At 69.9% G+C, this 23,757-nt stretch carries 16 protein-coding genes; 8 read left to right on the forward strand and 8 right to left on the reverse strand.

The features are described from left to right. Positions 1-48: 48 nt before the first annotated feature. Genes GGR71_RS13180 through GGR71_RS13190 form a run of 3 tightly spaced genes read right to left on the reverse strand, consistent with a single transcriptional unit; the run spans position 49 to position 7,756 of the window. The gene (locus tag GGR71_RS13180) at positions 49-3,135 is read right to left on the reverse strand and encodes an efflux RND transporter permease subunit (protein ID WP_160960109.1); all 3,087 of its coding nucleotides are present in this window, start codon (positions 3,133-3,135) and stop codon (positions 49-51) included. Then, on the reverse strand, positions 3,132-6,638 hold the full coding sequence (locus tag GGR71_RS13185; RefSeq protein WP_160960112.1) for an efflux RND transporter permease subunit: 3,507 nt from the start codon (positions 6,636-6,638) through the stop codon (positions 3,132-3,134). The genes GGR71_RS13180 and GGR71_RS13185 overlap by 4 nt, the downstream gene beginning before the upstream one ends. Further along, on the reverse strand, positions 6,638-7,756 hold the full coding sequence (locus tag GGR71_RS13190; protein WP_160960115.1) for an efflux RND transporter periplasmic adaptor subunit: 1,119 nt from the start codon (positions 7,754-7,756) through the stop codon (positions 6,638-6,640). The genes GGR71_RS13185 and GGR71_RS13190 overlap by 1 nt, the downstream gene beginning before the upstream one ends. A 194-nt stretch (positions 7,757-7,950) precedes the next feature. On the opposite strand from GGR71_RS13190, the gene GGR71_RS13195 reads away from it, so the two are divergent. Then, the gene (locus GGR71_RS13195; protein WP_048490255.1) at positions 7,951-8,334 is read left to right on the forward strand and encodes a c-type cytochrome; all 384 of its coding nucleotides are present in this window, start codon (positions 7,951-7,953) and stop codon (positions 8,332-8,334) included. Positions 8,335-8,341: 7 nt separating this feature from the next. Then, complete coding sequence (locus GGR71_RS13200; protein WP_160960117.1) at positions 8,342-8,803, forward strand: c-type cytochrome; 462 nt, start codon at positions 8,342-8,344, stop codon at positions 8,801-8,803. Between the two features lie 439 nt (positions 8,804-9,242). On the opposite strand, the gene GGR71_RS13205 is transcribed toward GGR71_RS13200, so the two are convergent. Then, entirely contained in the window at positions 9,243-10,964 is a 1,722-nt protein-coding gene (locus tag GGR71_RS13205) for a transmembrane repetitive protein (RefSeq protein ID WP_184452023.1), read from the reverse strand. 13 nt (positions 10,965-10,977) lie between these two features. Continuing rightward, on the reverse strand, positions 10,978-11,574 hold the full coding sequence (locus GGR71_RS13210; RefSeq protein ID WP_019800223.1) for an NfuA family Fe-S biogenesis protein: 597 nt from the start codon (positions 11,572-11,574) through the stop codon (positions 10,978-10,980). A gap of 86 nt (positions 11,575-11,660) precedes the next feature. Between GGR71_RS13210 and GGR71_RS13215 the strand changes: the two genes are divergently transcribed. The 4 genes from GGR71_RS13215 to GGR71_RS13230 all read left to right on the forward strand — a co-directional run bounded on the left by GGR71_RS13215 (position 11,661) and on the right by GGR71_RS13230 (position 15,302). Next, entirely contained in the window at positions 11,661-12,002 is a 342-nt protein-coding gene (locus GGR71_RS13215; protein ID WP_048490259.1) for a 4a-hydroxytetrahydrobiopterin dehydratase, read from the forward strand. Positions 12,003-12,007: 5 nt separating this feature from the next. Next, on the forward strand, positions 12,008-12,439 hold the full coding sequence (locus tag GGR71_RS13220) for an energy transducer TonB (RefSeq protein WP_160960123.1): 432 nt from the start codon (positions 12,008-12,010) through the stop codon (positions 12,437-12,439). A gap of 85 nt (positions 12,440-12,524) precedes the next feature. Continuing rightward, positions 12,525-13,346: a zinc transporter ZupT gene (gene zupT, locus GGR71_RS13225; RefSeq protein WP_160960125.1), complete on the forward strand. Its 822-nt coding sequence runs from the start codon at positions 12,525-12,527 to the stop codon at positions 13,344-13,346. A 126-nt stretch (positions 13,347-13,472) separates the two neighbouring features. Next, entirely contained in the window at positions 13,473-15,302 is a 1,830-nt protein-coding gene (locus GGR71_RS13230) for a DUF3300 domain-containing protein (RefSeq protein ID WP_184452025.1), read from the forward strand. A gap of 46 nt (positions 15,303-15,348) precedes the next feature. Here GGR71_RS13230 and GGR71_RS13235 read toward each other — a convergent pair whose 3' ends face one another. Then, on the reverse strand, positions 15,349-16,338 hold the full coding sequence (locus tag GGR71_RS13235) for an RluA family pseudouridine synthase (RefSeq protein ID WP_043090516.1): 990 nt from the start codon (positions 16,336-16,338) through the stop codon (positions 15,349-15,351). Between the two features lie 394 nt (positions 16,339-16,732). Between GGR71_RS13235 and GGR71_RS13240 the strand changes: the two genes are divergently transcribed. Then, positions 16,733-20,320: an Rne/Rng family ribonuclease gene (locus GGR71_RS13240; protein ID WP_184452027.1), complete on the forward strand. Its 3,588-nt coding sequence runs from the start codon at positions 16,733-16,735 to the stop codon at positions 20,318-20,320. Positions 20,321-20,924: 604 nt separating this feature from the next. Here the strand turns inward: GGR71_RS13240 and GGR71_RS13245 are convergent. Further along, on the reverse strand, positions 20,925-21,572 hold the full coding sequence (locus GGR71_RS13245) for a response regulator (RefSeq protein ID WP_026143418.1): 648 nt from the start codon (positions 21,570-21,572) through the stop codon (positions 20,925-20,927). Positions 21,573-22,033: 461 nt separating this feature from the next. Here GGR71_RS13245 and GGR71_RS13250 point away from each other — a divergent pair, with 461 nt between their 5' ends. Beyond that, entirely contained in the window at positions 22,034-22,498 is a 465-nt protein-coding gene (locus GGR71_RS13250) for a GNAT family N-acetyltransferase (protein ID WP_160960134.1), read from the forward strand. 49 nt (positions 22,499-22,547) lie between these two features. Here the strand turns inward: GGR71_RS13250 and GGR71_RS13255 are convergent, their stop codons facing one another. Beyond that, positions 22,548-23,735, reverse strand: coding sequence for a DUF2252 family protein (locus GGR71_RS13255; RefSeq protein ID WP_160960137.1), 1,188 nt, complete (start codon positions 23,733-23,735; stop codon positions 22,548-22,550). Between the last annotated feature and the right edge of the window lie 22 nt (positions 23,736-23,757).

Here is a 23,757-nt window from a genome sequence, read left to right on the forward strand (position 1 = left end):
CTGAAGCCCCTCCCACAGTTGGTTTTCCAGCAGTCATGGCGCATCCGCTCAGGACGCCATCTGTGCCGGCACACCGCGTCGTCCACGCGCGCGCCGCACCAGGTCCGCCACGCCGTTGCTGAGATCGTCCAGGATCGCGTAGATGGTCGGCAGGAACAGCAGGCTGACCACGGTCGAGAACGCCAGGCCACCGGCGATGGCGCGTGCCATCGGGTAGTAGGCCGGGCCGTCGCCGAACATCTGCGTGGTGGTCAGCGAGATCGGCACCATTGCCAGGATCGCCGTGCCCATGGTCATCATGATCGGCCGCAGGCGCTCGCGCGAACCTTCGATCAGCGCCTCGGTGCGGCACAGGCCGCGCCGGCGCAGATTGTTGATGTGCTCGATCATCACGATGCCGTTGTTCACCACCACGCCCATTAGCACCAGGATGCCGATGAAGGCCATGATCCCGAAGCTGGTGCCGGTGATCCAGAACAGCCAGAACACGCCGAACACCGAGAACAGCACGCCGCTCATGATCGCCACGGGAAACAGCAGCGATTCGAACATCGCCGCCATCACCACGTAGATCATCACCAGCGCGATCAGCAGGTTGAACAGCATCTGCTGGCTGGCCTGGTCGTCGTCCTGCCCATCCGCGCCGTCGAAGCTGTAGCGGTAGCCGACCGGGAAACTGACCGCCTTGAGGGTGTCCTCGATCGCCTGCTTGGCTTCCGGCGCGGTGACCTTGGCGCCGAGATTGGCGGTGATGGTCAGCGTGGTCTGGCGGTTGGTCCGGGCGATCTGGGTGGCGGCCGCGCGCGGTTGCGTCTCGACCAGGCTCAACAAGGGCACGCTGCGTCCGTCCTGGGTGCGCACGTTGAAGCTGTCCAGGTCTTCCGGCGAGGTCTGCTCGGCGCCGGCGAAGCGCACCCATACCGGCACTTCGTTGTCGCCATGACGGAACTCGCGCAGCGACGCGCCGCGCAGCGCCAGACCGACGAAACTGGCGACCTGCTCGGCACTGAAGCCGAACGCGGCGGCGCGCTCGCGGTCCACCCGCACTGCCAACTCGGTGCTGCGATCGCCGCTGTCCACGCGCACGTCGCGCAGTTCCTTGCGTCGCGCCAGCAGCGGCACCACGTCGTCGGCCAGCGCGCGCAGCGCCTCGGTGGAATCGCCGACCAGTTGCACCTGCACCGTCTGCCCGCCGCCGTTGCCGCCATCGCCGCCGTTGCTGTTGCCGACGTGGAAATCCACCCGCGCCGAGCGCGGCAGTTCCTTGCGGATGCGTTCCATGAGCGCCGGCAGGTCGCGGACCTGCTTCAGGTCCACGGTCAGCGTGGTGCTGCTGCCCTCCTCCTCGCTGAACCACGAATACACCTGTGTGACGTGGTACTGCGCGCGGTGCGCATCGATGAAACGCTCGAGCCGGGTCACTTCCTCGGCCATCTGCTCGCGCGTGTAGGCGCCCTTCCACTGGTAGCCGATGAAGACCTGTTCGCCGCCATCGCCGCCGAACATGTCCTTCTTGGTCTGCATCATCGGCAGTACGCTCAGCGCGCTGATCAGCACGATCGCGCACACGCTCCAGCCGCGGTGCGCCAGCGACCAGGCCAGCACCCGCGCGTAGCGGCGCTGCAGGCGCGGGATCAGCCCGTGCGGGGAATGCACCAGCGCCGGGGTGCGCATGCGCGCGGACAGCATCGGGATCAGGCTCACCGCCACCAGCCACGACGCCAGCAGCGACACCGAGATGGTGATGGCGATCTGCGACATGAAGATGCTGATGTTGTTGGTCTCGCCGAACAGGTTCGGCAGGAACACGATGCAATGGCACAGGGTGCCGGCCGACAGCGCGATGGCGACGTTGCGGGTACCAATGATGGAGGCGCGCTGCGGCTGATCGGGCATGCGCTCGCGCTCCTGGTAGATGCTTTCCACCACCACCACGGCGTTGTCCACCAGCATGCCCACCGCCAGCAGCAGGCCCATCATGGTCAGGATGTTGAGGGTGACCCCGGCGAAGTACATGAAACCCAGGGTGATCGCGAAGCAGATCGGGATCGCCAGGGTCACCATCAGCGTCGACGGCCAGTGCCGCAGGAAGAAGAACAGCACCGTCACCGACAGCAGCAGGCCCACCGCGCCAGCCTCGGCCAGCTCCGCCAGCGACGAGGTCACCGCCTTGCCCTGGTTGTCGATGACCTTGATCTGCACGTCGCTCAGCGCCGGCTGCTTGCGGATCTGCTCGACCTCGGCCAGCACCGCGCGCGAGACCTCGACCAGGTTGGCGCTGCGCTCCTTGAACACGTCCAGGCCTACCGCCGGGCGTCCGTCCAGGCGCCGCCCATAGCTCATCCGGGTCGGCTTCAGCCGCACGTCGGCGATGTCGCCCAGGCGCAGGCCCTTGGCATCGATGACCAGATCGCGCAGCTCCTGCAGGTCGCGCAGTTCGCCGACCGGCTGCACCCGCAGGCGCTGGCCATTGTCGTCGATCTGCCCGGCGGACAGCGAGAAGTTGAGCTTGCCCAGGCGCTCGCTGAGCTGGTTGAGGCTGAGGTTGTGCGCGCTGAGCCGGTCCGGGGCGATGGCGATCTCGACCTCGTTCGGCGGCGCGCCCGACACCTCCACCTTGGCCACCCCGGGAATGCGCTCCAGGCGGCGCTTGAACTCGCGGTCGAGCATGTCGTAGGCGCCGGTCAGGTCGGCCGCGCCGGCCAGGCGCACCTTCAGTACCGGCTGGTCGCTGCTGGACCACTTGAACACGTTGTAGCGCCGCAGGTCCGCCGGCAGATCGGCACGGATCGCATCGATGCGCTCGCGCGCGTCGGAGGCGGCGATGGCGATGTCGCGGTCCCAGTCGGAGAACTCGATGAAGATGTTGGCGCCGTCGGCGGTGGCGGTCGAGCGCATGCGCTTGATCCCGGTCATCGTCGCCAGCGCTTCCTCGGTCGGCCGCACCAGGTTGCGCTCGACCTCGTCCGGGGTCGAACCGGTGTACGGCAACTGCACGAACAGGAACGGCGCGGAGATGTCCGGCAAGGCCTCCAGCGGCAGGCGGAAGGCGGCGATCAGCCCGACCACCACCAGCGACACGAAGCACATGATGGTGGTGACCGGACGGCGGATGCTGAACTCGGCGACGCTCATGCCGGTGCGCCCTCGCCATCCTGCAGACGCTGCTGTCCCTGCTCGCGCTGCCGCGCGCGCCGCCCGCGCTCGGCGTAGTACGCGTCGGCGCGGCGGTCCAGGCGGTCGTAGACCACCGGGATCACCAGCAGGGTCAGCAGCGTGGACACCAGCAGCCCGCCGATCACCGTGATCGCCATCGGCGCGCGCACCTCGGCGCCCTCGCCGCTGGCAATCGCCAGCGGCAGGAAGCCGAACAGCGTGCACAGCGTGGTCATCACGATCGGCCGCAGCCGCGAGCGCGCGCCTTCGATCAGCGCCGCGCGCTTGGCCACGCCCTCCTCGCGCAACTGGTTGACCTTGTCGATCAGGATGATCGCGTTCTTGGTCACCAGGCCCACCAGCAGGATCAGGCCGATGAACACCACCACCGATACCGGCTTGCCGGTCAGCAGCAGCGCCAGCACCGCGCCGACCAGCGCCAGGGGGATGGTGAACAGGATGACGAACGGATGCAGCAGCGACTCGAACTGCGAGGCCATCACCAGGTACACCAGGAACACCGCCAGGCCGAACGCGAACAGCAGCGAGCGCGCCGACTGCGCCAGTTCCTCGCCCTGCCCGCCGATGTGCATGCCGACACCGGCACCGAGCGGATCGCGCGCCACCATCTCGCCCACCTCGCGCACCGCCGTGCCCAGGTCGATGTCGCGCAGGTTGGCCGAGACGATCGCCACGCGGATCTGGTCGGCACGGTGGATCTCGCTGGGGCCGGTGGTGGCGACGACGTCGGCGACCGCGTCCAGGGTCACCGGCCGGCTGCTGCCGGGATTGACGATCAGCCGGCGGATGCTGTCGACGCTGGCGCGGTCGCTCTGCTGCGCGCGCACCAGCACGTCGATCTTGCGGTCGCGGAAGCTGTAGCGGGTGGCGACGTCGCCGCGCACCTTCTTCACCACCACGTCGGCGATCTGCCGCGTGGTCAGCCCCAGCGCGCCGGCGCGCTCCTGGTCGAAGCGGATCTGGATCTCCGGGAAGCCCTCTTCCACCGTGGATTTGACGTCGGCGAAGTGGCCGTTGCCGCGCAACAACGCTGCCAGCTTCTGCCCGGCGTGCTGGATGGTCTGCAGGTCCTGGCCGCGCAGTTCGATCTCCAGCGGCGTGGAAAAGCTGAACAGCTCCGGCCGGCTGAAACCGACCTGCACGCCCGGGTGGTTGCGCATCGTCGCGCGCATGCGCTCGCTCTGCTGCGTCTCGAACTGCGCGCTGCCGCCGCCGGCCATGGCGATGGTCAGCTTGCCGATGTTCTCGCCGCTCTCGGTGGGGTTGGCGTCGAGCCGGGTGCCGCTGCCGCTGACGCCGTACAACGCCTGCACGCCGGCGTCCTTGCCGTGCACCTCCTGCAGTTCGCGCACCAGCGCGTCGGTCTGCCGCAGCGGGGTGCCGGCCGGCAGCTTCACGGTCATCTCGAAGCGGTCCTGCGCCAGCTGCGGGATCAGGTCGGCGCCCAGCAACGGCGCCACCGCCAGGGTCGCGGCGAAGGCCAGCGCCGCCAGCCCCAGCACCCAGCCCGGACGCGCCAGCGCGCCCGGCAGCAGTCGCAGGTAGCCGCGCTCGGCCAGCGCGTACGGCGCCATCGCCAGGTCGCTGGCCTTGCGCATCACCGGCGCGATCACCGCCACCGCGCCGCGCCACAGCCGCACGCACAACCAGGCGACGCCGAAGAACGCCCCGCGCACCGCCGCAGCGGCACCGCGCCGGCTCCAGGCCAGCGGCTTCAGCCAGCCGCGCCGCGGCTGCCAGTGGGGCGGCGCCGGTTCCACCGGGAACGCCAGCGGCGCACGCCCCTTCAGCGAGCTGAGCATCGGGATCAGGGTCATCGACACCACCAGCGAGATCGCGATGGCGATCGCCACGGTCAGCGCCTGGTCGCGGAACAGTTGCCCGGCCACGCCCTCCACGAACACCAGCGGCAGGAACACCGCGATCGTGGTCAGGGTCGAGGCGACCACCGCCATGCCCACCTCGCGGGTACCGACGATCGCCGCATCGAGCACGCTCAGGCCGCGCTCGCGCGCCTTGGCGATGCTTTCCAGCACCACGATCGAATCGTCCACCACCAGGCCGGTGGCCAACGCCAACCCGCCTAGCGACATCACGTTGAGGCTCAGCCCGAGCTGGCCCATGAAGAAGAACGTGGTGACGATCGACACCGGCAGCGACAGCCCGATCACGAAGGTGCTCCAGCCATCGCGCAGGAACAGGAAGATGATCAGGATCGCCAGCAGGCCGCCGATCACCGCATCCTTCTTGACGTCGCCGATGGCGTGCTCGATGAAGCGCGACTGGTCTTCCAGCGTGGTCAGCTCGGCGTCGGCCGGGATCTGCGCCTGCAGCTGTTCCAGGCGCTTGCGCAGCGCCGCCGCGGTGGCCACGGTGTTGGCGTCGCCTTCCTTGTAGATGGCCAGCTCCACCGCCTCTTTGCCGCCCAGGCGGATGATCGCCTCGCGCTCCTTGTAGCCCTGCCGCACCTGCGCCACGTCCTTGAGCCGGATTGGCAGGCCACCGGCGACGGTGGTGGTATTGCTGGACGACGCGCTCTGCGCCGCCGAGGCCGCCGCGATCGCGGCTTCCGAACCGGTGGAGGCGGCGATCGCGTACATCTGCTGCAGCGCTGCGTCGGCCGCGTTGCCGCCGGCGCCCTGGGTGGTCAGCAACAGGTTGCGGATTTCGTCCAGGTCGGCGAACTGGTTGACCGTGCGCACCAGGTAGCGCTGCGTGCCCTGCTCCAGGCGCCCGCCGGAGAGATTGACGTTCTCGTCCTTGAGCCGCGCGATCACCGTGTCGATCGGCATGTTGAGCTGCGCCAGCCGTTGCTGGTCGATGTCCACCTGGATCTCGTCCTCCAGGCCGCCACCGACCTTGACCGCGGCCACGCCCGCCACCGGCTCCAGCTTCTTCTTCAGGTCCTCGTCGGCATAACGGCGCAACTGGGTCAGCGCGCGCACCGCCTCGGCGTCGCTGTGCGCGGCGACCTTGCTCGACAGCACCAGGCGCATGATCGGCTGGGTGGACGGATTGAAGCGCAGCAGCACCGGCGCCTTGGCTTCCAGCGGCAGCGACAGCGCCTCCATCTTGTCGCGCACCTCCAGGCTGGCCTGGTCCATGTTGGTGCCCCAGGCGAACTCCAGCACCACGTCGCTCTGCCCGGTGCGTGAGACCGACTTGAGCTTGCGCAGGTTCTTGACCACGCCGACCGCTTCCTCCACCGGCTCGGTCACCAGCGTCTCGATCTCCGACGGCGCGGCGCCGGCGTACTCGGTGCGCACGGTGAGCGTCGGATAGCTCAGATCCGGCAGCAGGTTGACCTTGAGCCCGTGCAGCGCGATCGCGCCGAACAGCAGCATGGTCAGGGTGATCATCGCGATGGTCACGCGACGGCGGGTGGCGAATTCGACCAGGCCGCCGCCGTGCGCAGCAGGGGGCGCAGGCGGTGCGTGCGGGTCGGGACCGGCGCCGTGCATCAGCGCGCTCCGGAAGCGGTCGCCGGTGCGGCAGTGGCGACCTCGCGCTGCGGCGCGATCACCTGCACGCGGCTGCCGTCGCGCAGCGCGACCTTGCCGGCGGTGACCACCTGGTCGCCGGCCTGCAGGCCGTGACGGATCTCCACCCACGGCCCTTCGGCATAGCCCAGCGTCACCGGCACCCGTGCGACCTTGCCGGCGACCACGCGGAACACCGCCGGCTCGCCATCGTCGAGCAGCGCCAGCCGCGGCACCACCAGCGCATCGGTGCGCTGGTCGTAATCGATGCGGATGCGGCCGAACATGCCGGGCTGCAGCGCTTCGGCGCCCTCGTCGAAGGCGCAGACCACGCGGAAGGTGCCGCTGCCCGCATCCACCACCGGTGCGATGCGGTCGACCCGGCCACGGAACTGCTTGCCCGGCAACGCATCGGCCAGCAGGGTCACCGGCTGCCCGGTCTTGAGCGTGGCCAGTTCGCGCTCGGGCACGTTGAGCGTGGCCTCCAGCCGCGAATCGTCGACGATGCGGAAGATCGGCGTGTTGATCTGCACGAAATTGCCGGTCTTGATCGAACGCGAGGCGATCACCCCGGAGATCGGCGCCACCACCGTGGCATAGGACAGTTCCAGCGACGCCAACTGGTGTTGCGCGCGCACGTTGGCCAGGTCGTACTTGATCTGGTCGACGTCGGCGGCACTGACCAGTTGCTGGCCCACCAGCTGCTGCGAGCGCCGGTAGTTGTTCTCCAGCTTGCGCAGCTGCGCCTCGCTCTGCGCCAGCGCCAGGCGCGCACGGTCCGGGTCCAGCCGCACCAGCGGCTGCCCGGCACGCACCTGCTGGCCTTCCTCGGCCAGCACCGCCAGGGCCACGCCGGAGGTCTTGGCCACCACCTGCGATTCGGCACGCGCCTCCAGCGCCGCGGTGCCGCTGTAGCTGGCCGCCACCGCACGGCGGCTGGCCGCCGCCACCTCCACCGGCACGGCCTCCGGCGCCTTCTCGCTGTCGGCGGCCTTGGCCTTGGCTTCGGCGGCCGGCTTGCAGGCGCCGAGCAGCAGCGTGGTGGTGACCAGCAGCGCGGCAGCGCAAGTGGCAGTGCGGCGCGTGAGCGGTCGCGTCATCGTCGTGTCCTTGGTGGATGGCGTGAATGGTGTTGTAGATAAGTAGATCACCAATCGACGTCGCGTCGAATGCCCCAAAGGTCACGGGTCGCCCACCGCCGCCAGTTTCGGAGCCGCGAAAGGTGAGGCTATACTCGGGCCGTTCCGTGTTCCCCCACGCCGGAACCCCAATCCGTCCTCCGGACCACGAAACCATGCGCACGCAGCCGCTAGCCGCTTGTTTTGCTCTGGCCGTACTCGTTTCTGTTGGGGCCGCTCCGGCCATGGCGCAGACCGCGCCGGCGCCCGCCGCTCCTGCCGCCGCAGCCGCGGCGCCCGCGCCCATTCAGGGCAATGCCGCCAACGGTCGGGTGCTCACCTACACCTGCCAGGGCTGCCATGGGGTCACCGGCTACAAGAACGCCTACCCCAGCTACCGCATCCCCAAGATCGGCGGGCAGTCGGCGCAGTACCTGACCCAGGCGCTGACCGAGTACCGGCTCGGCAAGCGCAAGCATCCGACCATGCAGGCCCAGGCGGAAAGCTTCTCCGACCAGGAGATCGCCGACATCGCCGCTTTCCTGTCCACCCTCAAGTAGGCCTCCCATGCCGAACGCCGCGTACGCCTTGCGTCCCGCCCTCGTCCTGCTTGCCGCCCTGTGCCTGGGGGCCTGTTCGCAATCGCAGGTGGAATCCACCAGCAAATCCGCCGGCGACCCCGGCCATGCCAGCGGCGAGCACGGTTCCGGCTCCTCCGCCGGCCTGCCCGGCGGACGCATCGAGGCCGGCGACAAGTTGGCCCACGCCAAGGGCAAGGCCACCGGGCAGAGCTGCATCGACTGCCACGGCGCCGACGGCAATGCGCCGATCGACCCGACCTACCCCAAGCTCGGCGGCCAGTACGGCGACTACCTCGCGCACGCGCTGCAGGCCTACCGTGGCGGCACCCGCACGCATCCGCTGATGAGCCCGCAGGCGGCGCAGCTGAGCGACCAGGACATCGCCGATCTGGCGGCCTACTTCGGCTCGCGCAGCAGCCAGCTGCGCGATTTGCATGGCGTGAACTGAGCGCACCACGCGCAGGCGACCAAGCATGCCGCATGACGCGCGCGGTCGTCTGCACCATAGTGCGCTGAGCAGTGGTGCCGCGACCGCACATTCATGCTCCGGATGCGCCACGGTAGACCCGTGGCTACCTCGCCGCCGCGTTAGAAGGCTGGGTCATCCTGTATCGCTCCGGCCCTATCCAACGACGTGAGGCACACACGTAGGAGCGGCTTCAGCCGCGACGGGGCGTTCGCGATGAAACCCGTCGCGGCTGAAGCCGCTCCTACGAAACAGCATGTGGTGCGCCGCAGCGTGTTGGAGACCTGCGACGACCAGCCCTCGCTGGGAAAGCCATGCCGGCTGAAGCCGCCCGCTCAAAGCAAACCGCGTCCGGTTCGCGTGTACTGAACATTGGTGATGTGCGTCGCCCGCATGTCGGAGCAGGCGGGTATACCGTCGCTCAGCGGCTGCCGTTGTCTTCCTGCAATTCGCGCTTGAACGGCACGTTCGGCGGCGGTCGTGCGCCGGCCGGCTGTTCGTTGAGATTGGGGTCGGTGATGCCGCAGCCGCCGCCCACCTGCAGGATCGAGATCACGCAGGAAATGCTGCTGGTAGTGCCGGGGATCGGGATCTTCACCGACTTGATGCCGCGCCGCACCCACTCTTCCAGCAGGGTCGCGTTCGGCAGCCAGTACTTGTCGAACGAGGTCGGCCTGTAGTCGTACGGCGGACGCTTGAGCCATTCCCCGGCCTTTTCGATGCGCTCGCGCGTCCAGGTGTCGGTCTCGGAACCGGGCGCGCTGCGCGCCGGCGCCTGGTCGTTGCCGCGGCCATCGGCCAGGCGCACGCTGCCGTCGGCATTGAACAGACCGCCGCCCTTGCTGGCGCCGGCACCGGCATCGCCGGGGCGATTGCGTGCGGCCGCGCCCCAGTCGTCGCCGCGCTGCGGCGTGGCCCAGCCGCCATCGCGGGCGACCGGCGCCGGGCCGCTGCCCGGCGTCGCGGCCTGGCTGCCGGGCGGCGCGGTGCCGGCCACGGGTGTGGTCGGCTTGGCAGTCGCGCTGGCCGCAGCGCCGGCAGCGGCGGCCGGTGCCGGCTGCGGGGTCGGCGCGCTCGCCGGCGTGGCGTCCGGGCTGGCAACCGGAGCAGTTGCCGGTGCCGGCGTGGGCGTGGGCGTGCTCGCGGTGGCGGGACTCGGCGTCGGCACTTCGATCTGCCGCACCTGCGGCGCCTCGGCACTGCGCAGCACCGGCGTCGACGCCGGGGTGCGCATCTGCGGTGCGGGAATCTGCACCTGCGGCAGCGGTGCCGGCACCTCGCGTTCGCGCACCTGCACCTGCTGCGGCGCCGCTGGGCGCGGCACCGCGATGTCGCGCGGGCGCAGCTGCGCCACGGTCGGCACGTCGGTGACCACCTCGACGTCGCGGACCGGCACCTGCACATCGAGCGGCACCACCGCGCGCGGTGTCGGCACCGGCACGCGCACGCTCGGTGGCGGCGGCAGCACGAAGTCGCGGGTGGGCGTCGGCGTTTCGGTCACCTGCAGCGGCTGCTCGACCGGCGGCGGCGGTGGCGCGCTGGCCGCGGCCTGCGCCGGTGCTGCCGGGGTCGGCTCCGCGGCCGGTGCGGGCGCCGGCGCTGCAGCGGCTGGCGGCGTCGGCCGCGCGGACGCGGCGCGCTGCGCACGCGACGGGGTCGGCGACGTCGCATCCGTGGACGCGGCCGCCTCGGCCGGCGCACCGCCACCGCTCTCGGCGGGCGTGCCGCGGCCGACGAATTCCACCTGCACGCGGCCGGCCTGGTCTGCATCGGCGCGCGGCGGCAACCAGCGCACGAACGCCACCCACAGCAAGAACACCGCGAACAGCAGGTGCAGCAGCAGACTGAGCAGCACGGCCAGGCGCCGCCACCAGCGCTGGTCGTAGGGCGCCGGATCCCAGTGCTGCCACCACAGGCGGCGGAACGCCTGCCACAGCGGCAACGCCGGCAGGCGCAGGGTCACAGGCGGCTGCGCCGGTGGCATCGCCGCGATCAGCTCGGGGGCCGCGAACGGCCGCGGCATGGCAGGTTGCGCCGCGATCCAGTGCGCCCATGCGTACGGCAGGCCGGTGCGGCGGTCGCGCAGCAGCTTGCGCGGCGTGCGCGCCAACAGCGCGTCGAGGATGTCGGCGGCGCGCGTCACCGGCAGCGGAACGTCAGGCGGCCGAATCGCGCGGAATGTAGGGAGCGCTGCCGCTGTCGTGGTCGGTGGCGTCGCGCACCGCGGTCACCCCCGGCACGCGGCCCATCAGCGTCTTCTCGATACCCTGTTTCAAGGTCACGTCGGCCATGCCGCAGCCGTGGCAGCCGCCACCGAAGCGCAGCAGCACCACGCCATCGGCGGACACTTCCTGCACCGCCACGCGGCCGCCATGCTGGGCCAGTTGCGGATTGACCTCGTTTTCCACCACCCAGCGCACCCGCTCCACCAGCGAGGCCGCCTCGCCCGGGGCTTCGCCCTTGATCTTCGGCGCCTTGATGGTGAGCTGCTGGCCGGTGCCCTGGGTGACGTAGTCGATTTCCGCGCCGTCGAGCCAGGCGACGCTGTCGGCCGCCACATAGAGAGTGAAGCCGGCGCAATCGATCGCCCATTCGTCGCCGGCCAGGTCCGCCGGCTCGGCGAACTCCAGGCGCGCATCGGCGCGTGGCGTGCCGGCATCGACCGCGCTCAGGCGCACGCCCATGCCGGGCACGGCCTCGCGTTCAAGCAACTTGCGGAAATGGGCCTGTGCGTTGTCTGAGATCTGGATCATGCGGGTATTCTAGACCCTTCCACGCCCTGCGCTCATCGCGGGCGGTATGTTGACCGGCCCTGTCCGTTCCACCGCAGAGACCTTCCATGAACGACCTGATCCCGCTCGCCCAGGCCCACTGCTCGCCCTGCAAGGGCAGCGAATACAAACTGACCCAGGCACGCCTGGCCGAACTGCTGCCGCAGGTGCCCGGCTGGGACGTGGTGGAGAACGGCAACGCGATCAGCCGCACCTTCCGCTTCCCCGACTATTACCGCACCCTGGCCTTCGTCAACGCACTGGCCTGGATCGCGCACCGCGAGGACCACCACCCCGATCTGGGCGTGCACTACGACCGCGTGGTGGTGCGCTACTCCACCCACGACGTCGGCGGCCTCAGCGAGAACGACTTCATCTGCGCCGCCAAGGCGTCCGCCCTTCCGGAATGATCCCGATGACCGCTACCGCCCGCCGTCTGCTCCCCCTGGCCTGCCTGAGCGCCGTGCTGCTCAGCGCCTGCGGCCAATCCCAGCAATCGCAGCAACACACCGTGGCGCAGCCGCCGACCGAGGTCGCCGCGGTGAAGACGCCGCCGCCGGACTACCCGATCGACGTGGCCTGCGCCGGACTCGGCGGCACCACGGTGCTGAAGGTGGTGGTCGGCGTGCAGGGCAAGCCGACCGAGGTGGACGTGGTTGCCGGCAGCGGCCAGGCCAAGCTCGACGCCTCGGCGCAGGAGGCCGTGCGCGGCTGGACCTTCAATCCCGCCACCCGCAACGGCCAGGCGGTGCCGTGGACCATCCAGGTGCCGGTCAACTTCAATCCGCCGCAACCGCGCCCGGACCGTTGCTTCGCGCTGGACGCGCAGGCGCGCAAGGCCGGCTGAGCCACGGGCGCGCACCGCGCGCCTTCACGCGACACCCGCACTGCGCCGGGTTTGATCGACGCCTCTTCCCAGGAGCCGCCGGCGCATGCTGGAGATCCCGTTGCACAATGTCCTGGTCGCGCTCGCCGTGACCCTCGGCGCCGGCCTGGCCACCGGCCTGGGCAGCGTGCTGGTGTTGTTCAGCAAAGGCCCCAATCCGCGCCTGCTCGCCTTCGGCCTGGCGTTCTCCGCCGGCGCGATGGTGTATGTGTCGCTGACCGAGATCCTCGGCAAGTCGATCGCCGCCTTCAGCGACGCCTTCGACCCGCGCCTGGGCCAGGCCTACGCCACCCTGGCGTTCCTGGCCGGCATGGTGCTGATCGTGACCATCGACCGCCTGGTACCCAATCCGCACGAAAGCCTCAACAGCCGCGATCCGCTGTTCCGCGACGACAACCGCGCCTATGTCAAGCGCGTCGGCCTGCTCACCGCGGTGGCGATCACCGCGCACAACTTCCCCGAGGGCCTGGCCACCTTCTTCGCGACGCTGGAGAGCCCGGCGGTGGGCATGCCGCTGGCCTTCGCCATCGCCGTGCACAACATCCCCGAGGGCATCGCCATCGCGGTGCCGGTGCATTACGCCACCGGGCGCAAGTCCTATGCCTTCGCCGCCAGCCTGCTGTCCGGCCTGGCCGAGCCGATCGGCGCGCTGATCGGTTACGTCGCGCTGGCGCGCTTCCTGTCCGATGCGGTGTTCGGGGCGGTATTCGGGCTGATCGCCGGGGTGATGGTGTTCCTGGCCCTGGACGAATTGCTGCCGGCGGCCAAGCGCTATGCGCAGGGGCACGAAACGGTGTACGGCCTGATCGCCGGCATGGCCACGCTGGCGCTCAGCCTGGTGCTGTTCCGGCTATCCGCGCCGGTCTGATAGCGGCAGCCGACGCCGGCTGAACGCGCGCTCGCTGGCCCGCGCGACCACGTCGCGCAGAAAGGTCGCAGACACCAAAGGCAGCGCATGCTGCGGCCACCTTCGCCCCGCTCGATGAGGTGTCGCATGGAGTTCCGTCCCCTGCCCCCGGCCAGGCTGGCCCTGTTCACCGCCCTGAGCGTGGTGGCGCTGGGTGCCTGCCAGCGGCAAGACACGCCTGCCCCCGCGGCCCAGGCCGACGCGGCTGCCCCCGCCGCAGCGCCCGTGCCTGCGCCCTACGTGCCGCCCACCGCCGACCAGCTGTATCAACTGGTGGCGCCGATCGCCCTGTTCCCGGACAAGCTGCTGGCGCAGACCCTCGCCGCCTCGGTGTATCCGGACCAAGTGATGTCCGCGCAGGACTGGCTGCGCAACAACCGTACCCTTGCCGCCACCGACCGCCTGCAGGCGGCCGCGGCGCAGCCCTGGGACCCCAGCGTCAAGGCGCTGACCGCCTTCCCCGACGTGGTCGATCAGTTGGCCGGCAACGGCGACTGGACCCGCGCATTGGGCGATGCCTACGCCCACGATCCCAACCAGGTGCTGGACGCGGTGCAGGTGATGCGCCAGCGCGCGCAGGCGCAGGGCCACCTGCGCAGCACGCCGCAGCAGCGCGTACAGGTCGTGCAGCGCACCGTGGTGGAACCGGCGCCGGCCTATGCCGACGCGGTGCCGCCGCCCACCCGCACCATCGTGATCGAACCGGCGCAGCCGGACGTGGTCTACGTGCCGCGCTACGACCCCGACGTGGTCTACGGCGCGCCGGTCAACGTCTACCGCGAGTACCGCTACCGTCCGCCGCGCCCCTATTACGACACCGGCGACCTGGTCACGGCCGGCATCATTTCCTTCGGCGTCGGCGTACTCGTCGGCGACGCGCTCGAACACCATCACCACAGCGTGTTCGGCTGGCTGGAACCGGCCCCGCCGTGGCACAGCTGGGGCTGGAACAACTGGGGGGTGAACTGGAACGCGCCGCCGTCGGCGCCGAACTACGTGGTCTACCGCAACAGCGTGTACGCGCCGCGCACCACCATCATCAACAACCACTACGACAACCGCAGCTACGTGCACAACGACTACCGCGGTGCGCCGCCGCCGGCCGCGCCCATGGGCGGGCCGGGTGGGCAGCAGGCCTTCGCCGCCGCGCATGCGCCGGGAGCGGCGATGGCCGCTGCGGCGATGGCGGCGCGCACTCCGGCAGCGGCGTTCGGGCCGGCCCGCGCGCAGCCGCCGGCGATGCCGCAGACCATGCCCCACTTCACCAACCAGATGCTGCAGGCCGGCCGCCCGGTGGCGGCGATGCCACCGCCGGTGCAACGCCTGCCGGCCCCGGGCACGCCGGCGGCCATGGCCGCCGCCCGCGATCCGCGCCTGCTGCCCGGCTTCGCCCAGCATGCTCCGGCAGCGCAACGCACCGTGGCGATGGCGCAGCCGAATGCGCCGCGCACGGCGCCGTCGATGCCGGTCCCGCAGTTCCATGGCCGGCCGGTCCCGCAGGCGCTGACGCCCACACCGGTGCCGCGCGAGGCGACCGCCAATCGTGGCGGCATGCCGGAAGCGCGCTTCGCCGAACCGCCGCGGCATGGCGACCCGGCCATGCAGCCCTCCGGCTTCGCCCGGGAGATGGCACGTACGCAACCGCCGCGAGAGGCGATGCCGGCCGAAGCCCCGCGCGCCCAGGCCTGGCATGCACCAGCGCCCGAGCGCGAAGCGCGCGCGCCGCAGATGCCGCGCGAGACGATGCGCGCGCCGATGCCGGAACCGCGCCAGGAGCAGCACCAGGAACAGCGCGTGGCCCGATTCTCCCCACCGCCGCGCATGCCTCAGCCCCGCCCGGCCGAGTCGCATCCGGCACAACGGCCAGCCCCCGCCCACCACGACGGGCACCACGATCACGACCATCACGACAGTTGAGCGCGATATCGGGGGCGGCCGCGATGCCGCTCCCGGCGCGTCCGCCTCAGCCGAGGCGGTTCAGCGCCTCGGCCAGTTCGTCGGCCAGCGGCGCGTTCAATAGATAAGGTGTCTTGCCGTCGTCCAGGCTGAACTCCAGCGAGGCGGCATGCAGGAACAGGCGCTTGAGCCCGATCTGCTCGCGCAGGCGCTTGTTGACCGCCGGATCGCCGTACTTGTCGTCGCCGGCAACCGGATGCCCCAGGTGCTGCGCATGCACGCGGATCTGGTGGGTGCGGCCGGTCTCGATCCGCACCTCGCAATAGGAATGTCCGCCGCGCCGCTCCAGCACCCGGAAGTGGCTCAGCGACGGCTTGCCCGCCGCATTCACCTGCACGTGGCGCTCGCCGCCCTGGCGCAGGCCGATGTGCAGCGGCGCGTCCACGCTCATGGTGCCGTCGGGCATGCGCCCGACCAGCAGGGTCAGGTAGCGCTTGCTGATGCCGCGGCCCTGGACCCGGTCGTCCTCGCGCATCAGCGCCTGCAGCTCGGTCAGCGCCGAGCGCTTCTTGGCCACGATCAGCAACCCGGAGGTGTCGCGGTCGAGCCGGTGCACCAGTTCCAGCGACTGGTTGGGACGCAGCGCACGCAGCGTCTCGATGGCGCCGAAACTGATCCCGCTGCCGCCGTGGCTGGCGACACCGGACGGCTTGTTCAGCGCCAGCAGCCGCGCGTCTTCGTAGACGATCGCCGCCTCCAGCCGGGCCATGAACGCGTCCGGCGGCGCGCTCTTCTCGCCCTCCTCGGTCAGCCGCACCGGCGGGATGCGCACCTCGTCGCCGGCTTCGAGCTTGCGCTCGGCCTTGGTGCGGCCGCCGTTGACCCGCACCTGGCCGCTGCGCATCAGCTTGTAGATCAGGCTGCGCGGCGCGCCCTTGAGCTGGCCGAGCAGGAAATTGTCTACGCGCTGTCCGGCCCTGTCTTCCGGGACCTTGAGAATGCGCACCGCGCTGGTCGCGACATCGCGCGGCTTTGGAGGGATCGGGGGGGAAGTCATCAGGCAGTTTATTCTGTTACACTCGGGGGGCGAGATAAGGGTTTGATTTCGTTGGAAGTTAGTTGAGGGCCAGAAGCCCGGCTTACGACGATTCCGGCACAGTGCGCGACCACCGCCCCCGGGGCGGCCATGTTAGCGGCTCACCGGCCTGCCCGGCCATCGCCGGATGCCGCAAGCGTCCGCGCTGAACATGCCCCGTGCGGCGCCCAGCCTGGCTGGAGTCGCCGCCGGTCCTGAACCACCTAAAAGCAAAAAGCGCTCCCGCGGCTCGCCGTGGTGTCGTAGCGCTGGAAACCCAAGACGCCCACCCCGCGCCTGCGCGATGGGCGACGAAGCGTGACCAGAAGCGAAACCCCATGGCGTTCCGCGCGGTAGCAGCGCGAGGAACGCAACAATGAAGCGAATGCTGATCAACGCCACGCAGGCAGAAGAACTGCGTGTGGCCATCGTGGACGGCCAGACCCTGTACGACATCGACATCGAGCAGCCGTCCAAGGAACAGAAGAAGTCCAACATCTACAAGGGCCGCATCACCCGGCTCGAGCCCTCGCTGGAAGCGGCCTTCGTCGAATACGGCGGCGAGCGCCACGGCTTCCTGCCGCTGAAGGAAATCTCCCGCGATTACTTCCAGGCCGGCGTCGACCACAACAAGGCGACGATCCGCGAACTGCTGCGCGAGGGCCAGGAAGTCGTGGTCCAGGTGGACAAGGAAGAGCGCGGCAACAAGGGCGCTGCCCTGACCACGTTCATCTCCCTGGCCGGCCGCTACATGGTGCTGATGCCGAACTCGCCCAGCGCCGGCGGCGTCTCGCGCCGGATCGAGGGCGAGGACCGCGCTGCGCTGAAGGAAGCGCTGGACAAGCTGAACATCCCCGACGACATGGGCGTGATCATCCGCACCGCCGGCGTCGGCCGCGATGCCGAAGAGCTGCAGTGGGACCTGGACTACCTGCTGCAGGTGTGGAAGTCGATCGCCGAGGCGGCCCTGGCCAAGCCGGCGCCGTTCCTGATCTACCAGGAGTCGCGGCTGATCATCCGCGCCCTGCGCGACTACCTGCGCGCCGACATCGGCGAGATCCTGGTCGACACCGCCGAGATGTACGGCGACGCCCAGGAGTTCATGCAGCAGGTGATGCCGCAGAGCCTGCGCAAGCTCAAGCACTACACCGACGACATCCCGCTGTTCAACCGCTTCCAGATCGAATCGCAGATCGAGGCCGCCTACGAGCGCAGCGTGCGCCTGCCGTCCGGCGGTTCGATCGTGGTCGACCAGACCGAGGCATTGACCGCGGTGGACGTCAACTCCTCGCGTGCCACCAAGGGCAGCGACATCGAGGACACCGCGTTCCAGACCAACCTGGAGGCGGCCGAAGAGGTCGCGCGCCAGCTGCGCCTGCGCGACCTCGGCGGCCTGGTGGTCATCGACTTCATCGACATGGCTTCCAACAAGCACCAGCGCGAGGTCGAGAACCGCCTGCAGAACGCGCTCAAGTACGACCGCGCGCGGGTGCAGATCGGCCGCATCTCGCGCTTCGGCCTGTTGGAGATGAGCCGCCAGCGCCTGCGTCCGTCGCTGGGCGAATCCAGCCAGATCGTCTGCCCGCGCTGCGACGGCCACGGCCGCATGCGCAGCGTCGAGTCGCTGTCGCTGTCGATCATCCGCGTCGCCGAAGAGCACGCGATGAAGGAGAACACCGGACAGGTGCTGGTGCAGGCCCCGGTGGAGATCGCCAACTACCTGCTCAACGAGAAGCGCCGCGCGCTCAGCGAGATCGAGAAGCGCCACGACGCGCCGATCGTGATCGTCGCCGACGAGCAGTTGCACACCCCGCACTACGAAGTGACCCGCCTGCGCGAGAACGAGCTGGGCGAGGAAAGCACCAAGCCCAGCTACCAGCGCGGCACCCCGCGCAAGCTGCCGGTGCATGCCCTGACCAAGGCGCAGTTGAACATCCCGGCGCCTGCGGTGACCAATGTGAAGCACTCGCAGCCGGCACCGGTGCGCGAAGTGGTCGAAGAACCGGTCGCCGCGCCGGCACCGGCCCCGGTCATCGCGCCGGCACCGGTCGCACCGCCGGCCACCGGCGTGGTCGGCTGGCTGAAGCGCATCTTCGGCGCTGGCGACAGCCCGGCACCGGCCCCGGCAGCCGCCGAGCCGGCACAGCGCCAGCGCCCGCAGGACGGCAACCGTAACCGCAACGACCGTGGCGATCGCAACGACCGCAATGCGCGCCGCGACGGCAACCGCGACGGCAACCGCGACGGCAACCGCAACGGCGGCCAGGGCGGCAATGCCGCGCGTGGCAACGGCAACAACGGCGGCGGCAACGCGCGCCGCGACGAGCGCCGCGCCGGCAACGGCGCTGCCGCGCCGGCCGGGCAGCAGAACCCGCAGCCCAAGGCGCCGCGCAACGAGCAGGCCGCGCAGCAGGCCAAGCCGCAGCAGCAGCCGCAGACGCCCAAGCCACCAAAGCAGCAGCAGCCGCAGAACCCGCCGCGCCAGCCGAAGCCGCAGCAGGAACCGGCACAGGCCGCCGTGCAGGGCGACAAGCCACAGCGTCAGCCGCGTGCCGAGGAGGCCGTCGCCAAGCAGCCGGCCGCGCCTGTCGCCACCGCACCGGTGACGCCGGCACAGGACGCCACCACCCTGGCCGCCGCCGCGGTCGCCGGTGGCGCGATCGCCGCGTCGCAGGAACCTGCAGCAGCCGTCGACGCTGCAGCCGCAGCACCGGTGCAGCCGGCGCAGACCGCGGCAGCAGCGAGCATCGATGAACGCGAAAGCGCCGCCGAAACCGCGCAGGCCGTGCCCGCCGGCGAAAGCACCGAGGGCGAGGACGGTACCGGCGACGCCGGCGGCCGCCGCCGCCGTGGCCGTCGCGGCGGCCGCCGCCGCCGCCGTGGCAATGGCGAAGCCGGTGCTGCCGGCGATGCCGCCGGTTTGGACGATGCCGACCTGGATGCCGCCGACAGCGACGGCGAAAGCGCGCCCGCGCCGAGCCGCAGCCAGCCGGAGTTCGACTTCGACGACGACGGTGCCACCGATGCACCCGCGCCCAAGCCGCCCGTGCAGGAGAAGCGCGAGCCGCAGGAAAAGCGCGAGCGCCGTGAGCGTCCGGCTGCCGTCAGTGCCCCGGTACCGGCCGACGACGCAGCCCAGGCCCCCGCGCCGATCAGCGCCGACCCCGTGCCTGCACCGGCCACCGCACCGATGCAGCCGGCCGCGCCTGCCGACGCCGTGACCGCATCGCCTGCGCCGACCGCGCCGACCGCTGCAGCCCAGGGCGTCAGCGATGCCGCCGTGGCTCACGCCGACACCGTGATGGCTGCGGAACCCGCGGCACCGGCAGCGGTTGCCGAGACCACGCCGGTTACGCAGCAGACCGTCGCCACCGAGGGCGCTGCTGCGCCGGCCGAGCGTGCAACGACACCGTCCGTCACGCCGGCCGTGTCGCAGCCGCAACCGCAGGCAGTCACCACCGCCGTCGAGCAACCGACTGCCACCGCCGCCAAGGCGCCGGTCGCGGAGCCGGACGCCGCGGATACCGCGACCACGGTCGAGGATCCGGCGGGCGTCACCGCGCCGGCGGCAGCTGCCGTCGTTCCGCCGAGCGCAGCGCCGGCCGTCACCGCCGCGCCCACCGCTCCCGCGGAGCCGCGTGCCGAGGAAGCTGCCCCGGCCAAGCCGGCCTACGCACCGGTGCAGACCACCCTGCTCGATGCCTTCGCCGAGGCACCGGCGCAGGCCCCGCACCGTGGTGAAGCACCGGCCGCAGCGTCGACCGAGACCGCATCGGCCACGCCGGCAAGCGATGATGACACCGCAACGTCCGTCGCTACTCCGGCGACGCCAGCGCAGGCGGAGATCGCGGCTGCGGACGAGGCAGCGCGAAAGGAACGTGCCGCTGCCGCGGCGCAATCCACAACGCCTGCGCCACATGTCGCGGACAAGGCCGACGGCGACGAGCACAAGGATCGCAGCTGATCCCCGCTCCCGTCGCAGCATGAAAGAAGCGGCCTTCGGGCCGCTTTTTTCTTGTAGGCACCCTTGAAGCGCGTCCATCGCTGCCACTCTGGACGATCGTCTTCCACGCGCACTCTCTTTCGCGCCTCGCTTTCGCGCAGCAGCAGCAGTGCCTTCAAAGCCTCGCCAAAACTCGCCTTGCCGTGGCTCAGCGAGATACACCATCACCTCGCAGGAGCGGCTTCAGCCGCGACAGACGTCACCGGTACGGCTGTCGCGGCTGAAAGCCGCTCCTGCGAAACACGCGATGAGTGGAGTACGTGCTGCGCGGAAGGCGGCGACCGGCACACCAACACATGCATGTCCTCGTCGTTGTGCCCTCGCTGCAGTCGTGAGTGATGCATCCGCGCAGAGCGCGCACTCCCTGCTCCACCGCTTTCGCCAAGTGATGCCGTGGCGGCACCCAGCCAGTCAGACCGCGGCACGCGCGAGTGCCCAGGGAGGTCGGCAACGCCGGTGCGCGGTCGCTATTTGATCAGCAGCCGCGAAAAGATCTTTTCCTTGGCCCGCACAACGCAAGAGCGGCCCGAAGGCCGCTCTCGTGCCGGTCGACAGGCGCCATCGCTTACAGCGGGTGCGTCGGATCCAGCAAGCCGTACTGCGTGGCCAGGCGCGCCAGAGCGATGTTGTCCTGGATGCCGACCTTTTCGAACAGCCGCGCCTTGTGCGTGTTGACGGTCTTGGCGCTGAGGCTCAGGCGCTTGGCGATGTCTTCCTGGCGCAGGCCGCGGGTCAGCAGCAGGGCCACTTCCAGTTCGCGCGGCGACAACGCATCGAATGGCGAACCGCCGCCTTCCAGATTGGCCAGCGCCAGGTTCTGCGCGATGTTGGCGCCGAGATAGCGCTTGCCCATCGCCACGTCGCGGACCGCGCGCAGCAGCTCCTGCGCGTCGCCGGCCTTGCCGACGTAGCCGGACGCACCGGCTTCCAGCAGGCGCTTGGGCAGCGGGCCGTCCTCCAGCACCGAGACGATGATGACCTTGGTGCCGTGGTCGCCCTTGACGATGCGCTCGGTGACTTCCAGCCCGCTGACGCCGGGCATGTGCAGATCGCACAGGACGATGTCCGGCTTCAGTTGCCGGATCTGCGGGAGTGCATTTTCGCCGCTGTCGGCCTCGCCGACGATCTCGATATCCGTTTGATTCGACAGGATCAGCTTCATGCCCGTCCGGACAAGAGCGTGATCATCGACCAGAAAAACCCTGATGGCCATCTCGTATAACCCCAACGCAGCGGATACCGCACCATCCAGACTATCTGCGTGAATTATTCAGGGCAATACGAATTCGTAGACAAACGACGACGCTTCACGGAGTGCTCATCTGCACCTCGCGAAACGTCATCGTGTCGTCATGAAAACCCTGCCGAGCTTACTCAAGGCTCGGCACGCAGGGTCGAGTGACCTGCCAGCGCTCTCCCCGTGAGGCGCGCGACGGTCCCTGCGTCAGGCCAAGGACAGTATGCTGACATGAGCGGGAAAGCGTTATCAGGACAATCCTGATCTCACGTCAGAATTATCTGACCCTCCCCCTTCCCGCTTCCGGACAGCACCCCGCTGCGGATCCCGGACAGGCCTGGCGAAATTTTCCGACAACGCGTTCGGAAATGGCCGATGCGGCAGGCCCAACCCGACGCAACCACGACTTGATCGGGCGTCTGCGGCACACTGCACAGGTGAATACCGTCCGTCCGTATGCCGCGCAGGACCACGGCGCCTGTCTGGCGCTGTTCGACAGCAACGTCCCGCAGTTCTTCGCTCGCAGCGAACGCACCGACTTCGAACGCTTCTTGGAGCACGACGCCGACGCCTGGCACTACCTGGTCATCGTCCGCGCGGGCGCGGTCGTGGCCTGCGGCGGCCACGCGCTGAGCGCCGACGGCCGCGTCGCCAGCTTCGGCTGGGGCATGGTCGACCGCCGCCTGCATCGGCAGGGCCTGGGCCGTGCCTTGACCGAGGCGCGGCTCGACGCCTGCCGGCGCAGCGCCGGCGTGGCGCGGATCGAACTGGACACCAGCCAACACACCCAGGCGTTCTATGCGCGCTTCGGTTTCGCCGTCGAACGCGTGGTCGCGAACGGCTACGGCCCGGGCCTGGATCGCTGGGACATGGCGCTGGACCTGGACCGCGCGCGCGGCTGACACGGATCGCGACGCGGCGCCAGTCTGCCACTACTCGCGGCAACTGCCGTCAGGCAGCCAGCGCGTAGCGGCGACAATGTTCGAGATAGCCCGCTTCGTGATGGCCGGCGAGCGCAACCACGCTCTCCCACAGCCACGACGGCGTGTCGATCGCCTTGCGTCGGTCGGCGTCCAGCAGTTTCAGCCACGCAATGCGCGTCCTGGGCTTCATCTGCCGCGCGTGGGCCTTGCCGACGACGAAGGCGAGATAACGCGCCGAGCGCACCGCCTCGACGTGATTGAACTGGTCGACTTCCAGTTTCAGGTCGCGCGGCGAGAGTTCGCGAATGAACAGCGAACGGCCCAGCAGATGCACCGGCAGCATCCTGCTGCCCAGGTACGGCGACAGCGCACGCGCCGCGGCGGTCACGCGTTCGGCATTGTCGGCCGGCATGCGCGCATCGGGCGCCGCCGGCGCGATCGATGCGACCGCTTCCTTCAGATCGACCAGCGCATAGGACCAGTGGCCCTTGCCGGTCTTCAAGGCGACGATCGCCGCATAGCGCAGCAGGCCCAGCGAACTGCAGCCCTTCATCCAGTACGCCGCATCGACCAGGCGCACCTCGCGGTCCTTGGGCTTTCCCTTCAGCGACAACACCATCTGCGCCACCGCCGGATCGGCGAACAGCCGTTCCAGCGCTTCGTGTTCTTCCGGCGCCAACGCCCAGAACTTCTCGCCCAACGGAATGCGCGGCTCCACCGCCTGCAGACGCTCCTTCGCCAGATGGCGCCAGCGCCGGCCGAAAGCCTCGCGGCGGATGCTGCGCACGGTCTCGGGTTCGGCGCCGGGATGATCGCGGGTAGGATCCTCGATGGCGGCGCCATAACCGTCGATCATCGCCTCCATCATCCGCGCCGTGGTGACGCCGGGCAGATCCGAGCCGCGTGCCGCGGTGGCCAGCGACAGGCCCAGGCGGATGAGATCGTGCGCGGGATTCCCGATCACGCCCTGATCGAGGTCGCGGATCTGGATCTCGATATGTCCCTCGCCGTCGGCGACCGGGCCCAGGTTGCCGAGATGGCAGTCGCCGCAGATCCAGATCGCCGGCCCCATCGGCACGCGCCGCGCCGCCGGCGACGCTGCCAGCCATTCGTAGAACTTGAGGGTATTGCCGCGGACGTAGGCGTGGGCGGAGCGGGCCATCTTCAAGGTGCGCTTGCGTTCGAGGATGACGGGGCGTTCGGCGAGACTGGGCATCGAAGGGCGAACCTGGAGCAGA

The organism is Xanthomonas sp. F1, from assembly GCF_014199855.1.

Bases quoted from the DNA above. Each gene is read 5' to 3' on its own strand.
- GGR71_RS13180 (WP_160960109.1), bottom strand. From the start codon at position 3,135: ATGAGCGTCGCCGAGTTCAGCATCCGCCGTCCGGTCACCACCATCATG.
- zupT (WP_160960125.1), top strand. From the start codon at position 12,525: ATGCTGGAGATCCCGTTGCACAATGTCCTGGTCGCGCTCGCCGTGACC.
- GGR71_RS13185 (WP_160960112.1), bottom strand. From the start codon at position 6,638: ATGCACGGCGCCGGTCCCGACCCGCACGCACCGCCTGCGCCCCCTGCT.
- GGR71_RS13235 (WP_043090516.1), bottom strand. From the start codon at position 16,338: ATGACTTCCCCCCCGATCCCTCCAAAGCCGCGCGATGTCGCGACCAGC.
- GGR71_RS13240 (WP_184452027.1), top strand. From the start codon at position 16,733: ATGAAGCGAATGCTGATCAACGCCACGCAGGCAGAAGAACTGCGTGTG.
- GGR71_RS13245 (WP_026143418.1), bottom strand. From the start codon at position 21,572: ATGGCCATCAGGGTTTTTCTGGTCGATGATCACGCTCTTGTCCGGACG.
- GGR71_RS13215 (WP_048490259.1), top strand. From the start codon at position 11,661: ATGAACGACCTGATCCCGCTCGCCCAGGCCCACTGCTCGCCCTGCAAG.
- GGR71_RS13195 (WP_048490255.1), top strand. From the start codon at position 7,951: ATGCGCACGCAGCCGCTAGCCGCTTGTTTTGCTCTGGCCGTACTCGTT.
- GGR71_RS13200 (WP_160960117.1), top strand. From the start codon at position 8,342: ATGCCGAACGCCGCGTACGCCTTGCGTCCCGCCCTCGTCCTGCTTGCC.
- GGR71_RS13190 (WP_160960115.1), bottom strand. From the start codon at position 7,756: ATGACGCGACCGCTCACGCGCCGCACTGCCACTTGCGCTGCCGCGCTG.
- GGR71_RS13255 (WP_160960137.1), bottom strand. From the start codon at position 23,735: ATGCCCAGTCTCGCCGAACGCCCCGTCATCCTCGAACGCAAGCGCACC.
- GGR71_RS13210 (WP_019800223.1), bottom strand. From the start codon at position 11,574: ATGATCCAGATCTCAGACAACGCACAGGCCCATTTCCGCAAGTTGCTT.
- GGR71_RS13220 (WP_160960123.1), top strand. From the start codon at position 12,008: ATGACCGCTACCGCCCGCCGTCTGCTCCCCCTGGCCTGCCTGAGCGCC.
- GGR71_RS13230 (WP_184452025.1), top strand. From the start codon at position 13,473: ATGGAGTTCCGTCCCCTGCCCCCGGCCAGGCTGGCCCTGTTCACCGCC.